Annotated in this window: 12 protein-coding genes; 5 read left to right on the top strand and 7 right to left on the bottom strand. The window is 61.0% G+C overall.

Annotation, left to right across the window (positions count from 1 at the left end):
• Positions 1-27: 27 nt before the first annotated feature.
• The 5 genes from C1X29_RS18490 to C1X29_RS18470 form a co-directional block, all read right to left on the bottom strand.
• Positions 28-1,374, bottom strand: coding sequence for an imelysin family protein (locus C1X29_RS18490; RefSeq protein WP_102718063.1), 1,347 nt, complete (start codon positions 1,372-1,374; stop codon positions 28-30).
• A 196-nt stretch (positions 1,375-1,570) separates the two neighbouring features.
• On the bottom strand, positions 1,571-3,622 hold the full coding sequence (locus C1X29_RS18485; RefSeq protein WP_011335711.1) for a bifunctional diguanylate cyclase/phosphodiesterase: 2,052 nt from the start codon (positions 3,620-3,622) through the stop codon (positions 1,571-1,573).
• A gap of 357 nt (positions 3,623-3,979) precedes the next feature.
• Positions 3,980-4,576 (bottom strand): superoxide dismutase, encoded by a 597-nt coding sequence (locus C1X29_RS18480; RefSeq protein ID WP_003227660.1) that lies wholly within the window; start codon positions 4,574-4,576, stop codon positions 3,980-3,982.
• Positions 4,577-4,752: 176 nt separating this feature from the next.
• The gene (locus tag C1X29_RS18475) at positions 4,753-5,355 is read right to left on the bottom strand and encodes a LysE/ArgO family amino acid transporter (RefSeq protein WP_102718062.1); all 603 of its coding nucleotides are present in this window, start codon (positions 5,353-5,355) and stop codon (positions 4,753-4,755) included.
• Positions 5,356-5,360: 5 nt separating this feature from the next.
• Positions 5,361-5,762, bottom strand: coding sequence for an ACT domain-containing protein (locus C1X29_RS18470; RefSeq protein ID WP_102718061.1), 402 nt, complete (start codon positions 5,760-5,762; stop codon positions 5,361-5,363).
• A gap of 96 nt (positions 5,763-5,858) precedes the next feature.
• Here C1X29_RS18470 and C1X29_RS18465 point away from each other — a divergent pair, with 96 nt between their 5' ends.
• From C1X29_RS18465 to C1X29_RS18450, 4 genes are all read left to right on the top strand, one after another.
• Positions 5,859-6,746 (top strand): LysR family transcriptional regulator ArgP, encoded by an 888-nt coding sequence (locus C1X29_RS18465; protein ID WP_064383809.1) that lies wholly within the window; start codon positions 5,859-5,861, stop codon positions 6,744-6,746.
• Positions 6,747-6,861: 115 nt separating this feature from the next.
• Positions 6,862-7,854 (top strand): NAD(P)-dependent oxidoreductase, encoded by a 993-nt coding sequence (locus C1X29_RS18460; RefSeq protein ID WP_085684455.1) that lies wholly within the window; start codon positions 6,862-6,864, stop codon positions 7,852-7,854.
• Between the two features lie 116 nt (positions 7,855-7,970).
• Positions 7,971-8,846, top strand: a complete 876-nt coding sequence (locus C1X29_RS18455; RefSeq protein ID WP_102687218.1) for an ATPase — start codon at positions 7,971-7,973, stop codon at positions 8,844-8,846.
• 124 nt (positions 8,847-8,970) lie between these two features.
• The gene (locus C1X29_RS18450) at positions 8,971-9,819 is read left to right on the top strand and encodes a cache domain-containing protein (protein WP_102687219.1); all 849 of its coding nucleotides are present in this window, start codon (positions 8,971-8,973) and stop codon (positions 9,817-9,819) included.
• A 44-nt stretch (positions 9,820-9,863) separates the two neighbouring features.
• Here the strand turns inward: C1X29_RS18450 and C1X29_RS18445 are convergent, their stop codons facing one another.
• Together C1X29_RS18445 and pobA are read right to left on the bottom strand one after the other, a co-directional pair.
• Complete coding sequence (locus C1X29_RS18445) at positions 9,864-11,381, bottom strand: MDR family MFS transporter (protein WP_102718060.1); 1,518 nt, start codon at positions 11,379-11,381, stop codon at positions 9,864-9,866.
• Positions 11,382-11,460: 79 nt separating this feature from the next.
• Positions 11,461-12,654 carry a 4-hydroxybenzoate 3-monooxygenase gene (gene pobA, locus C1X29_RS18440; protein ID WP_102718059.1) on the bottom strand — a complete coding sequence of 398 codons (1,194 nt, stop codon included), beginning with the start codon at positions 12,652-12,654 and terminating at the stop codon, positions 11,461-11,463.
• Between the two features lie 178 nt (positions 12,655-12,832).
• Between pobA and C1X29_RS18435 the strand changes: the two genes are divergently transcribed.
• Positions 12,833-13,729: a helix-turn-helix domain-containing protein gene (locus C1X29_RS18435; protein ID WP_007953272.1), complete on the top strand. Its 897-nt coding sequence runs from the start codon at positions 12,833-12,835 to the stop codon at positions 13,727-13,729.
• The last annotated feature ends 3 nt before the right edge of the window (positions 13,730-13,732 follow it).

Below are 13,732 nucleotides of genomic sequence, written 5' to 3'. Positions count from 1 at the left end.
TCGCCTTTTTTAACGCGGACGCTGTGATCAGAACTCGTGATCGGCGTTGTCCGGGTTCAGGTCGCTGATGCCCAGCTTGCCGGCAGCGGCTTCGATCGAACCGGTCTGCTTGACCAGCGAAGCGATGGCGTCGCGGACGATCTGGTTGCCGGCGGTGTTGCCGGCCGCGATCAACTGGTCGTAGTGCTCACCCTTGTTGGCGTGATCGACCATGACCTGGATCTTGGCTTCGGTGGCGGCCAGACCGGCTTTCAGCGCGGTGTCGGCAGCCGGGTCGACCTTGGCCACCAGCGACGACAGGCTGGCGCCGGTCATTTTGGTGCCGTCGACACGGGTGTACTCGCCCAGGTACACGTTACGAATGCCCTTGGCATCGTAGAAGTGCGAGTTGTGGGTGTTGTCGCTGAAGCAATCCTGTTCGTCTTCCGGGGAGTTCGCTTCCAGGGACACTTTCATGCGCTCGCCGGCCAGTTCGCCCAGGGACAGACTGCCCATGCCGAACAGCATTTTGCGCAGGCCGCTTTCAGCCGGTTCGGCTTCCAGGGTGGCGCGGTAGTTGTCGGCCACGTTCGGCTTCCAGTTAGCGACCATTTCTTCCAGGTCGCTGACCAGCAGCTGGGTCACGGCTTTCAGGTAGGCACGACGACGATCGTTGTGACCGCCGGTGGCGCCGGCGCCTTCCAGGTAGTCCGACGCAGGACGGTTGCCGGCGCCAGGGCCGGTGCCGTTCAGGTCCTGGCCCCAGAGCAGGAATTCGATGGCGTGGTAGCCGGTGGCAACGTTGGCTTCGGAACCGCCCAGCTCGTTCAGGCTGGCGAGTTTTTCCGGGGTGATGTCCTTGACGTCGACCTTGTCTTCGCCGACCTGTACTTCGGTGTTGGCGATGATGTTGGCGGTGGCGCCCGGGTTGCCCAGTGCGTGTTCGTAGGACTTGTCGACGTAGTCGATCAGGCCTTCGTCCAGAGGCCAGGCGTTCACCTGACCTTCCCAGTCGTCGATGATGGTGTTGCCAAAGCGGAACACTTCGCTCTGCAGGTAAGGAACGCGGGCGGCGACCCAGGCAGCCTTGGCGGCTTTCAGGGTGTCGGCGTTCGGCTTGGCGAGGAACGCGTCGATGGCGGTTTGCAGGGTTTTCGCGGTGGATTCGGCATCGCTGTAAACGGCGAAGACCATGTCGGCGTAGTGCGAGACAACGGCTTTGCCGGCGGCCTCGTCGACTTTACCGGCGGCAGCAGGCGCAGCCGGTGCAGCGGTGCTGGCAGCCGGGGTCGGCGCAGGAGCGGCGGCCTTGTCTTTGTCTTTACCTTCGCCGCAACCGGCGAGGGAAATAGCGATGGCCAGCAGACTGGCGGTAGCCAGAGGCATACGAATCATGGCGAACATCCTGCTTCGGTAATTGAGTGGACAGGCGCGGGGGTGCGCAAAAGCTGCGACATAATGCAAATCTTTCGCATTATGTGTAAAGGGTTGTAGCTGGAAATATTTCTTATTTGCGCGGGGGTTGCGCTGGATCAACAGCGTAGAGCACGCCCGGCGGATCAAGGGGTTTGCCGGGCTTCGCAGGGAGATTTCAGAGGATGGCCGCGTTGCTGCGCTGGGCCTGCTTGAGATAAATGCTCAGCTCGCGCGCCGGTAGCGGTTTGCTGTAGTGGTAGCCCTGACCTTCATGGCAGCCTTCGGAGATGATGTAGGTTTCCTGTTCGGCGGTTTCCACGCCCTCGGCGATCACCTGCATGCCCAGGCTCTTGCCCAGTTGAATGATGGCGCGAACGATGGTCGCGTCATCGTCGTCGTCCAGCAGGTCCTGGACGAAGCTCTTGTCGATCTTGATCTTGTCCAGCGGCAGACTCTTGAGATAACTCAGCGAGGAGTAGCCGGTGCCGAAGTCGTCGATGGCGATCAAGGCGCCGGAGCGGCGCAGGCTCAGCAGGTGCTGGGCGGCGGTGCTGATGTCTTCCATCAGGCCGGTTTCGGTGACTTCCAGTTCCAGGCTCCGCGGTGGCAGGCGGTACATCTGCAACAGGTTGTTGACCACCCGCGGCAGCTCGGCGTGGTGCAGTTGCACGGTGGACAGGTTGACCGCCATGCGCAGATCGACGAAGCCCTGATCGTGCCAGTCGCGCAGTTGCTTGCAGGCCTGATCCAGCACCCATTCGCCAATGGCGATGATGGTGCCGTTCTGCTCGGCCAGCGGGATGAACAGGTCCGGCGGCACCAGACCGTGTTCCGGATGCTGCCAGCGGATCAATGCCTCGACGCCGACCACGCGATGATCGCGGTAGCTGATCTGCGGCTGATAGACGAGGTAGAACTGATCGCGCAGCAAGGCGTCGCGCAGGTCTTTTTCCAGTTCGCGACGGCGGCGCATTTCGCTGTCGACGCTGGCGATATAAAACTGATAACGGTTGCGCGAGCGGGTCTTGGCCAGGGTCATGGTCTGCTCGGCTTTCTGCAACAGCTTCTCGGTGCTGTCGCCGTCCTCCGGGAACAGGGTGATGCCGATGGTCGCGCGCAGACGGATTTCCTGATGATCGAGGGCGAACGGCGCTTCCAGGTCATCAAGAATGCTTTGCGCCAGTTCCGCCGCTTCGTAGGGTTGCTCGATATCGGCCTGCACCAGCGCGAACTGGTCGCCGCCAAGACGGGCGAGGGCGCCGAGGCGACCGCTGTGGGCGCGCAGGCGGTCGGCGAGTGCCAGCAGCAATTGGTCGCCGGTCTGGTAGCTGAATTGTTCGTTGATGCCTTTGAAGTCATCCAGTCCGACACACAACACCGCAACCCGGCGCTGCAGCTTGCCGGCATCCACCAGGATCTTGTCCAGTTGCTGCTGCAATTGCTGGCGGTTCGGCAGGCCGGTGAGGAAATCGTACTGGGCCATGCGCAGCAGGCTGTTTTCCGCTTCGTGGCGCAGGTGGGTATTGCGTTCGATGGATTCGAGCAACTGGTTGGCGGTGTTGATCCAGATCCCCAGTTCGTTTTTCTCGTGGCCCTTGAGCTGCGGAATCTTGTGTTCGCTGGGGCGGTCCGGGTTGATCTCGGTGAGGTGTTCGATGATCCGCGACAGCGGTTTGGTCAGCAGCCAGTGATAGACCAGATACAGCACCAGCCCCATGGCCAAGGCGCGCAACACGCCGGAAATGAAGATGATCACCGAGCTGACGATGAAACCCTGACCGTAGGTGGCCGTGTCGAGGGTAATGCTCAGGTCGCCGTAATATTCGCTGTAGGGGCCGCGTCCCACCAGTTGGGTGGTGAACGTGCGTTCCTGGCCGAGGATCAGGTCGGTCAGCCAGCGACTGTTGGAATGCTGCAGCTCACGGGATTTCTGCGCGAGCATCGCTTCGTTGGGATGGCCGATGGAGGCCTGGCGCACAGCGTCGTCCTGGAACAGGCCTTCGATCACTTGCATGCCCATCTCCCGGTCCAGGCTATAAACCGCCTGGGTGGAGGGATCGCGGAACATGTCGAGGATGCGTTCGGCATCGCCGGCGACGGCCTGGCGTGTTTTATAGGCATCGAAAACGATCTGCGCGCAGCTCAAGACCACGCCGACGATCAATGCCGACAGGAGCACGACCCGGAGCAACTTCACCGACAAGCTGTTCTTGAGTTCCAGCTTCAAAGGGTTATTCCTTGTTCCGTGCGGGTAGCGTCAAGTTGCCATGAGTATTGGCAATCCCGTGTTGGCAGTCAAAGGGACAATCGAGCCGCGGAAAATTTGTCCGTGGCCTTGGCCGAAATGCTGCTGTCTGGAGTATTTGCCCTATTTGTACTGTGTCGGTAGTTTTGGCCTCCAACTTGAGGGGCGTCGGACAATTTTTCCTCTTTTGATGGTAGTTCGCCGTGGCTTGGGGGCAAGGCGAGAAGGGCTGCTTTACGTGTGGGAAAAGGCCCTGTTGGTGATGCGACGCATCCGTGATGATTTCTGCGGGCAGAAAAAAAACCCGGCAATAGCCGGGTTTTTTTTCTGGCGTGCAGCTTAAGCGGTGAAGGTCTTGCCTTCGAACTGCTCGGCCACGAACTTCCAGTTGACCAGGTTCCAGAACGCCTCGACGTACTTAGGACGCAGGTTACGGTAGTCGATGTAGTAAGCGTGTTCCCACACGTCGCAGGTCAGCAGCGGGGTGTCGCCGCTGGTCAGCGGGTTGCCGGCGCCGATGGTGCTGGCCAGAGCCAGGGAACCGTCAGCCTTTTTCACCAGCCAGCCCCAGCCGGAACCGAATGTGCCGATCGAGGTTTTGCTGAACTCTTCCTTGAACTTGTCGAACGAACCGAAAGCCGCGTTGATGGCTTCAGCCAGGGCGCCGGTTGGTTGACCGCCGGCGTTTGGCGCCAGGCAGTTCCAGTAGAAGGTGTGGTTCCAGACCTGAGCGGCGTTGTTGAAGATGCCGCCCGAGGAAGTCTTGACGATTTCTTCCAGGGTCTTGCCTTCGAACTCGGTGCCTGGCACCAGGTTGTTCAGGTTCACGACATAGGTGTTGTGGTGCTTGTCGTGGTGGAATTCCAGGGTTTCCTTGGAAATGTGCGGCTGCAGGGCATCGTGTGCGTAAGGCAGCGGCGGCAATTCGAAAGCCATGATGATTCTCCTAATCAGGTCTGTTGCGGTGAGCGCAAGGCCGATCACGGGCGGCCAGAAATGCACCGGCGAGTTTTTACTCTTTGCGGCGCAGGGTTCGGATCATAGCACCGGGGGTGCGGCTTAACCACGCAACAACTGTGTGGGATAGAGGTTCCAGAGCCTTTTGGAATAATTCAGGAAGCCAATATCAATTGCCCCGCCACCGTGAACATCATCACCGCTACCAGCAGATCCAGAATCCGCCACGTACTCGGCCGTGCCAGCCACGGTGCGAGCCATGCCGCGCCGAACGCCAGGGTGAAGAACCACAGCAGCGAAGCACTCGCCGCGCCGACCACATAAGCGCCGGGTACCGACTGTTGCGCACCGAGGGAGCCGATCAGCAAAACGGTGTCGAGATAGACGTGTGGGTTGAGCAGGGTCACCGCCAGAGCGCTGAGCATCACCGCCCGCAGCGAACGTACGGTCTGGTTTTCACCCTGTTGCAGGCTCTGTTTCGAACAGGCCCGGCGCAGCGCCTGGCTGCCGTACCAGATCAGGAACACCGCGCCGCCCCAGCGGGTAACCGCCAGCAAGGTCGGGTTCTGCGCCAGCACCGTGGCCAGACCGAACACACCGGCCGCCACCAGCAACGCATCACAGGCGACGCACAGCGCGGCGACCGGCAGGTGATGTTCACGCCGCAGGCTCTGCGCCAGGACAAAAGCATTCTGGGTGCCGATCGCCATGATCAGCCCGAACGCCACCAGCAAGCCGTTGGTATAGCTTTGCCACATGACGGTTACTCCGCGTTGGCTGCGAGATCGCGCAGCACTTGCATGGCGCGTTCGGCGTCGGCCTGACCGACGAACAAATGATCGTGGTAGTAGCCGGCAATCACGTTGCAACTGATCCCGGCCTTACCCAGTGCGGTGGCGAATGCGGCGGTCAGGCCGACGGCTTCCAGCGCCGAATGCACGTTCAAGGTGATCCAGGCTGCGACGTAGTCGAAGCTGAAACCGGCGCGCTCGGCGCGGGAACGTTCGAGAATTACCGTCAGGCCTTCCTGTTCGCGGAAACTGCCGACGATTTCCAGACCGCTCGGCAACTGGCCGTCGCGCAAGGTGCAGAACACGTATTCGCCGGCATTGAGCTGCGGGCTCATGCTGCGCAGCAGGGTGGTCAATGAGGTTTCGCCAGCCATCATGGTGGTCCTTGATAAAGAGTGCTTGCTGGCTATTCTCCCGGTTGACGCGGTATAAGAAAAACCAATAGTGCTGATCGCTCATTAGGAAAACTGATGTTCGACTACAAATTGCTTTCCGCTCTGGCCGCTGTGGTCGAGCAGGCCGGATTCGAACGCGCGGCGCAGGTGTTGGGCCTTTCGCAATCGGCGATTTCCCAAAGGATCAAACTGCTGGAAGCTCGGGTCGGCCAACCGGTGCTGGTACGCGGGACACCGCCGTCGCCAACCGAAATTGGCCGGCGTCTGCTCAACCATGTGCAGCAGGTGCGCCTGCTCGAACGGGATTTGCAGACGCTGGTGCCGGCGCTGGACGAAGAGGGCCTGCCGGAACGCCTGCGCATCGCCCTGAATGCCGACAGCCTAGCCACCTGGTGGGCCGAGGCGGTGGGCGACTTCTGCGCCGAACAACATCTATTGCTCGATCTGATCGTCGAAGACCAGACCGTCGGCCTCAAGCGCATGCGCGCCGGTGAAGTGGCCGGTTGCCTGTGCGCCAGTGAGCGTCCGGTGGCAGGCGCGCGCAGCGTGCTGCTCGGAGCGATGCGCTATCGGGCGCTGGCCAGTCCGGCGTTCATCGAGCGGCATTTTCCCGACGGCGTGCGGGCCGAACAATTGCCGCGCACCCCGGCGCTGGTGTTTGGCCCGGACGATTTTCTCCAGCATCGTTACCTCGCCTCCCTCGGCGTCGATGGCGGTTTCGAACATCACCTGTGCCCGTCGTCCGAAGGTTTCATCCGCCTGACCGAAGCCGGGCTTGGCTGGGGACTGGTGCCGGAATTGCAGGTGCGCGAGCAGCTGGAGCGCGGCGTACTGCGCGAACTGTTGCCAGATAAACCGATCGACGTGCCCTTGTATTGGCATCATTGGCGCAATGGCGGTCAGTTGCTCGGGCTGTTGACCGAGCAATTGGTGCGCTCGTCGGCGCAATGGCTGGTGGCCTGAAAGCAGCTACGAGCGTCAAGCTGCAAGCGCCAAGTAAAGCGCTTGCGTACTGTATTTACCTTGCAGCTCGAAGCTCGAAGCTCGAAGCTTGCAGCTGGTTTTGTTGGAGCTCTACATGAAAATTCTGGTCACCGGCGCAAGCGGCTTCATTGGCGGACGCTTTGCGCGTTTCGCCCTGGAGCAGGGCCTGGACGTGCGGGTCAACGGTCGCCGGGCCGAGGGTGTCGAGCATCTGGTGCGTCGCGGTGCCGAGTTCGTTCAAGGCGATTTGAGCGATCCGGATCTGGTGCGTGCGCTGTGCAGCGATGTCGAAGCCGTGGTGCATTGCGCCGGCGCGGTCGGTTTGTGGGGCCGTTATCAGGACTTCCATCAGGGCAACGTGCAAGTCACCGAAAACGTGGTCGAGGCCTGCCTGAAGCAACGGGTCCGGCGGCTGGTGCATCTGTCGTCGCCCTCGATCTACTTTGACGGTCGCGACCATCTCGGCCTGACCGAAGAGCAAGTGCCCAAGCGCTTCAAGCATCACTACGCCGCGACCAAATACCTGGCCGAGCAAAAGGTCTTCGGCGCCCAGGAATTCGGCCTCGAAACCCTCGCCCTGCGCCCGCGTTTCGTCACCGGCGCCGGCGACATGAGCATCTTTCCGCGCTTGCTGAACATGCAGCGCAAGGGCCGTCTGGCGATCATCGGCAACGGTCTGAACAAGGTCGATTTCACCAGCGTACACAACCTCAACGAAGCGTTGCTCAGCAGCCTGCTGGCCGACGCCTCCGCGTTGGGCAAAGCCTACAACATCAGCAACGGCGCTCCGGTGCCGCTGTGGGATGTGGTCAATTACGTGATGCGCAAGATGGAAGTCCCACAGGTCACCAAGTACCGTTCCTACGGTCTGGCCTACAGCGTGGCGGCGCTCAACGAAGGGGTGTGCAAGCTCTGGCCCGGGCGTCCCGAGCCGACCCTGTCGCGCCTGGGCATGCAGGTGATGAACAAAAATTTCACCCTCGACATCAGTCGCGCCCGGCATTATCTGGACTACGATCCGAAAGTCAGTCTGTGGACGGCCCTCGATGAGTTCTGTGGCTGGTGGAAGGCCCAGGACATTCGTTGATACGAATCTGCCGGCCGGCACTGAACCGCGCCACGGCTTGAGGGTCAACCCCAGCGGCCGCGGGGTTTATACTTCGCCCCACTCTGCCATCACCGCGTTTCACAAAGGTTGCCTCAATGTCCATGCGTAACGATGCCCACGACGATTTCGACGATGTACCGAGCCTGCGCGCCGACACCCTCGATGACGACGATTTTCCGGTCACCGCCCGCACCACCGTGCATTCGCGCACGCCGCCGGTGGTCAAGGTCAAGGCCGCCAGCACCGGGCCGTTGTGGGCACTGGTCGGCGCATTGTTCTTCGCCTTCATTGGTCTTGCCTGGTGGAGCTTCCAGCAGATCTCGCTGATGGAGCAGCAACTGGTGGCGACCCAGGAAAGTTTCGCGCGCATCAGTGAGGAAGCGGCGGGGCGCCTGCAGGACATTTCCGGCAAGGTCGTGGCCAGCCAGACCAACGTCACCACCGACAGCGAAGCGTTGAAGCTGCAGATCAAACAGCTGCAAAGTGCGCTTCAGGATCAGAGCAAACAGCAGCAGGGCGTGGCCGGGCAGGCGACGGATCTGGACAAGCGGCTGGCGCAGATGACCGCCCAGACCACTGAACAACAGAACGCCAACACTCAGTTGCAGGCCCAGGTCAAAGCCCTGAGCGCCGAACTGGCCACGCTGAAAAGCACCTCGGCCGACACCAGCAAGCTCGATGCTCAGCTCAAGAGCTTTGATGCACAGGTGAAGGGATTCGATGCGCAGTTCAAGAGCCTCGGTGCCGACATTACGGCTTTGAAAAAACAAGGTGGGTCGAACCCGGCGATCGATCGTCTGGAGCAGGAAATCGTCATCCTCAAGAGCGAGCAGGACAACCGTCCGGCCGCTGCGCAGGGAGGCACCAACACCGCCGAGTTCGATGCGTTCCGAGCGCAGATGACCCGCAACATCAACACCCTGCAAGCGCAGATCCAGAACCTGCAACAGCAACTCAACGCCCGTCCGTAAGCCTCTTGTGTGGCGAGGGCGCGAACGCCCTCGCCACAGCAACATTCAGAAGCTTTCTGAATATCCATACATGCCTTCAGGCCGTCTACGCTCTTGAAACACCAACAAGAACGAGGGATGCGTCATGGGGTTTGTGCACAAGCTGGCCTGGCTCGGCGCGGTGCTGCTGTTGAGTTTCGGTCAGGCCAATGCGGCCACCACGGAAAAAGACGACAGCAAGGCCGCCATCGCCTTGCTGGAAAAGGCTCTGGCCTATTACCACGACAACGGCGACAAGGCGTTCGCGGCGTTCAGCCGCCAGGGCGAATTCGTCGACAAGGACCGTTACGTGTTCGTGGTCGACACCAAGGGCGTGATGCTCGCCAGCGGCGGGCCGTCGTCGGCATTGATCGGTCGCGACGTCAGCGAAGTCCTCGGGCCGGACTTGCAGAAGTCCTTCAAGGACGCCTTGAAAGTGCCGGAAGGCAACGGCATCCAGCAGGCCGAATACCGCTGGCAGAACTGGTCCGACGGCAAGGTCGAGCGCAAGCACGTTTACTATCAACGCATCGGTCAGCGGATTCTGGCGGTGGGTTATTACTTGCCGCGGGCGTCGGCGGAGCAGGCAAAAGCGTTGCTCGACAAAGCGGCCAGCGATTTGACCAAGGACGAGAAGGGCACGCTGTCCGCGATCAACTCGCTCAAGGGCGGTTACCTGCAGGACGACCTGTATGTGTTCGTGGTCAATCTCAACAACCACCGCTACGTCGCCCACGGCACCAACCTGCGGCTGATCAACACCGATTTCGCCAAGGTCGACGACCCGGAAGGCAAACCGGTGGGCGAGCCGATTCTGTCGTTGATCGGCAAACAGGATGAGGGCGAGTATGAATACCGCTGGAAAAATCCGGTGACCGGCAAGGTCGAGAACAAGCATGCCTACCTGAAGAAGGTCGGGAACATGCTGGTGGCGGTCGGTTATTACAGTGCTTGATTGCTGAAAGCTCCCACGCGGCGCGTGGGAGCCATCGGCATCAATCAGCGGGCGCCGTGCTCACGGCCCCGCAGCAACCGGTTGGGCATCGCAATCGCCGCCGCCAGCCCGAGCAGCGACACCGCCGCACTGACCATCAGCAAATGCCGGAACGTCACCAGCAGCTCAGCGCGCAAGGCATTCTGCGCATCGCCGGGCGCGGCGTTCAGACCGTCGAGCAGCACGTTGCCGGAATGCCCTTCACTCATCAGCGAGCTGCCGGTCAGGTGGGCGAAACTGGAGTCCTGCAACAACGCCAGCAACAGCGCCGACATCAACGCCACACCGACCGCACCGCCCAAAGAGCGGAACAGGTTGGTGGTGCTGGTGGCGACGCCGATGTCCTTTTGCTCGACCGAGTTCTGCGTACCCACCAGCGAAGTCGGGAACTGCATGCCACCGGCGATCCCGCTGAGCAGCATGAACAGGCTGCTGAGCAGCGTGGCATCGGGCGGGCTGAAGGCCATGCCAAGGATCGAGATCGGCATCAGCAGCGCACCGGTCAGAATCTGCGGTTTGTAGCGCCCGGTGATCGAAGTACGACGTCCGGCGAAATACGCGCCGATCGGCAAACCCATCGCCAGCGGCAGCAAGTGCAGTGCCGCGCTGTCGGCCCCCGCGCCAGTCACGCTCTGAAAGCGCAGCGGCATCAGCACGATCAGGGAAATCGCCTGGAAGCTGCAAAAGAAAATCGTGCACCAGCACAGCAGGGCGCTGCGGTTGGTGAACAGGTGCATCGGCAGCAACGGCTCCCGGGCGCGCCGCTCATGCCAGACGAACACCGCAAGCACCGCTACCGCACAAGCGAACAGACCGAGCACTTCGCTGCTGCGCCAAGCATGGCCCTGGCCGACCTGAGTGATCGCCAGCAACAACGCGGTCAGGCCGATGATCATCAGCAGCGTGCCGAGGTAATCGATGATCGGTTTGCGCTGGGGAATCGGCAGGCCGATCAGATTGCGTCGCGCCACCCAGTAAGCGCCAAGGCCCAGCGGCAGGTTGATCAGGAACACCCAGCGCCACGACAGGTACTCGGTCATGTAACCGCCGAGCACCGGGCCGGCGACACTGGCCACCGCGTACATGCTGGAGAAATAGCCTTGATAACGCCCGCGTTCGCGAGGTGGGACGATATCGCCGATGATCGCCTGGCTCACCGAAATCATCCCGCCGGCACCGATGCCCTGGAAAATCCGCGCCAGCACCAGTTGCTCCATGCTCTGGGCCATGCCGCAGAACAGCGAGGCGAGGGTGAACAGGCCCATGCCGAACAGCATCAGTTTGCGCCGCCCGTACAGGTCACCGAGCTTGCCGTAGATCGGCACCGCGACGGTCATCGCCACCATGTAGCCGGAAATCACCCAGGCCAGCAGGCTGACGTCCTTGAACTGGGCGGAGATGGCCGGCATGGAAACGGCGACGATGGTCTGGTCCAGCGCACCGAGAAAGATCGCCATCATCAGCGCGACCAGCACGCTGCGAATGGCCGGTTTGGGCGTTTCGGGATGGTTGAGATTGGTCACGGGCGAACCTGCGGGCAGTGATTGACCCGCAGTGCCACGGCGAGCGGGTGAGTGCTCGCCAGTGTAAGTCGGTAGCAGGCTATTCGATAGCCTCATAAGGAAGCCCGACGTAATTTTCTGCAATGGTTTTTTGACCGGCCTCCGAGCTGACAAAGTAGTCCAGTTCCGAAGCGCAGATCCGCTGGCTGAAATCATCATGCTCGTCGAAGCGGTGCAGCATCGAAGTCATCCACCAGGAAAACCGCTCGGCTTTCCACACCCGGCGCAGGCAGATCTCCGAGTATTTCTCCAGCAAGTCAGTGCGACCTTCGCGGTAAACCTTCAGCAAAATCCTGAACAGCGTGCTGACATCGCTGGCCGCCAGATTCAAGCCCTTGGCACCGGTCGGCGGAACGATGTGCGCCGCATCCCCGACCAGAAACATCCGCCCGTATTGCATCGGCTCGACCACAAAACTGCGCAGCGGCGCGATGCTCTTTTCAATCGACGGACCGGTCACCAGTTTCTGCGCCAGATCCTCCGGCAGACGATTGCGCAGCTCATCCCAGAAACGCTGATCCGACCAGTCGTCGACGTTTTCCTCGGCCGGCACTTGCAGGTAATAACGGGTGCGGGTCGCCGAGCGCATGCTGCACAGGGCGAAGCCGCGCTCGTGGCGGGCGTAGACCAGTTCATCATGAATCGGTGGTGTGTCGGCGAGAATCCCCAGCCAGCCGAACGGATACACCCGTTCGAAGACTTTCAGGCAGTCCTCGGGAATCGACTGCCGGGCTACGCCGTGGAAACCGTCGCAACCGGCGATGTAGTCGCAATCGACGCGCCAGGTTTCGCCATCCTTTTCGAAGGTGACATAGGCTTCGTCGCTTTTCATGCCACAGGGAACGACATGGCTGGCTTCATAGATTGTCTGTCCGCCGGTCTCCCGACGAGCGGCCATCAGGTCGCGAGTGACCTCGGTCTGACCGTAGACCATCACGGTTTTTCCGCCGGTCAGGGCTTGCAGGTCGATGTGGATCCGGCGCCCGTCGAGGGCCAGTTCGAAACCACCGTGCACCAGACCTTCGGCGTCCATCCGCTGACCTACGCCAGCCTCGCGCAACAGCTCTACCATGCCTTGTTCAAGTACGCCGGCGCGGATTCGGCCGAGCACATAGTCAGGTGTCTGGCGCTCCAGAATCAGGGTGTCGATGCCGGCGTTGTGCAGCAGTTGGCCGAGCAATAATCCGGACGGACCGGCGCCGATGATGGCGACTTGGGTTTTCAGCGTTTTCATTGTTTTTATGACTCGCAAGCTTCACGCGACAACGGCCGGTGAATGATTTTCAGGATTCGAGTGCTTGCATTTTTCCCTTGCGGGTCTGTCAATTGAAGGTGAAAACTGAGCCGATACCTGTACATTCTGCCAATCGGTGCGATTATCGCCCGCAAACCTCGAGGCCTGGATTGAAGTGATGAACAAGCCTGACCTGCCTTCGATTCCGGTGTTCAAGCTCTACGGTGAAAGCCTGGACTGGCCGACCCCTGACTTGCTGCACTGTGAAACCATTTCCAAACGCAGTCGCGAACACCAATGGGAAATCAAACCCCACCGCCACGCCGATTTGTGCCAGTTGCTCTTCGTATTCAAAGGTCAGGCAGAGCTTGAAATCGAAGGCCAACGCACGCAACTGAACGAAGCCGCGATCCAGATCCTGCCGCCGTTATCGGTGCATGGATTCCGTTTTTCCGAGGACGTCGAAGGATTTGTCGTTACCCTCGCCACACCGTTGATCAACCATTTGCAGGCGCAACTGGGTAGCGCGGTGCAGGCCCTGGCCCAGGCCGAAAGTTATCCGGCGGGCAAGGACGCGGAGTACCTCAACAGTCTGTTTGCCGCGTTGCAGGCCGAGTACAACGGCCATCAACCGGCGCGGGAAATGCTCATGCATTCGCTGGTCAGCGTGATCATGGTCTGGGTCAGCCGTCAGGCGATCCACCGTCACAACGCCACGCAACGCCCGCAGCGTCAGCGCGAATACCTCAACGGGTTCATTCAGCTGGTGGAAGAAACCTACCGCCAGCACGTCAAGGTCGAAGACCTGGCCCATCGGCTGGGGATTTCCGTCTCGCACCTCAACGGCACCTGCCGTGAACTGGCGGGGCAGCCGGCGCTGCAGATCATGCACGAGCGTCAGTTGCTGGAAGCCAAGCGCCTGCTGACTTACACCAGCATGACCATTTACGAGATGTCCGAGGTGTTGGGGTTTTCCGATCCGACCAACTTCACGCGCCTGTTCCGGCGCCGGGTGGGGATCTCGCCAAAGGCGTTCCGCGACCGCTTGAAGGCCGAGCAGAACGACGACGCCTGAACT

The organism is Pseudomonas sp. GW456-12-10-14-LB2, from assembly GCF_002884345.1.
Taxonomy (GTDB): domain Bacteria; phylum Pseudomonadota; class Gammaproteobacteria; order Pseudomonadales; family Pseudomonadaceae; genus Aquipseudomonas; species Aquipseudomonas paraglycinae.
The sequence above is the reverse complement of the archived record's forward strand: the minus strand, read 5'-3'. Positions and strand labels throughout refer to the sequence as shown.

What these genes read in the sequence shown, in the direction of transcription:
- C1X29_RS18490 (WP_102718063.1), bottom strand. Translation starts at nt 1,374, where the DNA reads ATGATTCGTATGCCTCTGGCTACCGCCAGTCTGCTGGCCATCGCTATT.
- C1X29_RS18480 (WP_003227660.1), bottom strand. Translation starts at nt 4,576, where the DNA reads ATGGCTTTCGAATTGCCGCCGCTGCCTTACGCACACGATGCCCTGCAG.
- C1X29_RS18475 (WP_102718062.1), bottom strand. Translation starts at nt 5,355, where the DNA reads ATGTGGCAAAGCTATACCAACGGCTTGCTGGTGGCGTTCGGGCTGATC.
- C1X29_RS18470 (WP_102718061.1), bottom strand. Translation starts at nt 5,762, where the DNA reads ATGGCTGGCGAAACCTCATTGACCACCCTGCTGCGCAGCATGAGCCCG.
- C1X29_RS18465 (WP_064383809.1), top strand. Translation starts at nt 5,859, where the DNA reads ATGTTCGACTACAAATTGCTTTCCGCTCTGGCCGCTGTGGTCGAGCAG.
- C1X29_RS18460 (WP_085684455.1), top strand. Translation starts at nt 6,862, where the DNA reads ATGAAAATTCTGGTCACCGGCGCAAGCGGCTTCATTGGCGGACGCTTT.
- C1X29_RS18455 (WP_102687218.1), top strand. Translation starts at nt 7,971, where the DNA reads ATGTCCATGCGTAACGATGCCCACGACGATTTCGACGATGTACCGAGC.
- C1X29_RS18450 (WP_102687219.1), top strand. Translation starts at nt 8,971, where the DNA reads ATGGGGTTTGTGCACAAGCTGGCCTGGCTCGGCGCGGTGCTGCTGTTG.
- pobA (WP_102718059.1), bottom strand. Translation starts at nt 12,654, where the DNA reads ATGAAAACGCTGAAAACCCAAGTCGCCATCATCGGCGCCGGTCCGTCC.
- C1X29_RS18435 (WP_007953272.1), top strand. Translation starts at nt 12,833, where the DNA reads ATGAACAAGCCTGACCTGCCTTCGATTCCGGTGTTCAAGCTCTACGGT.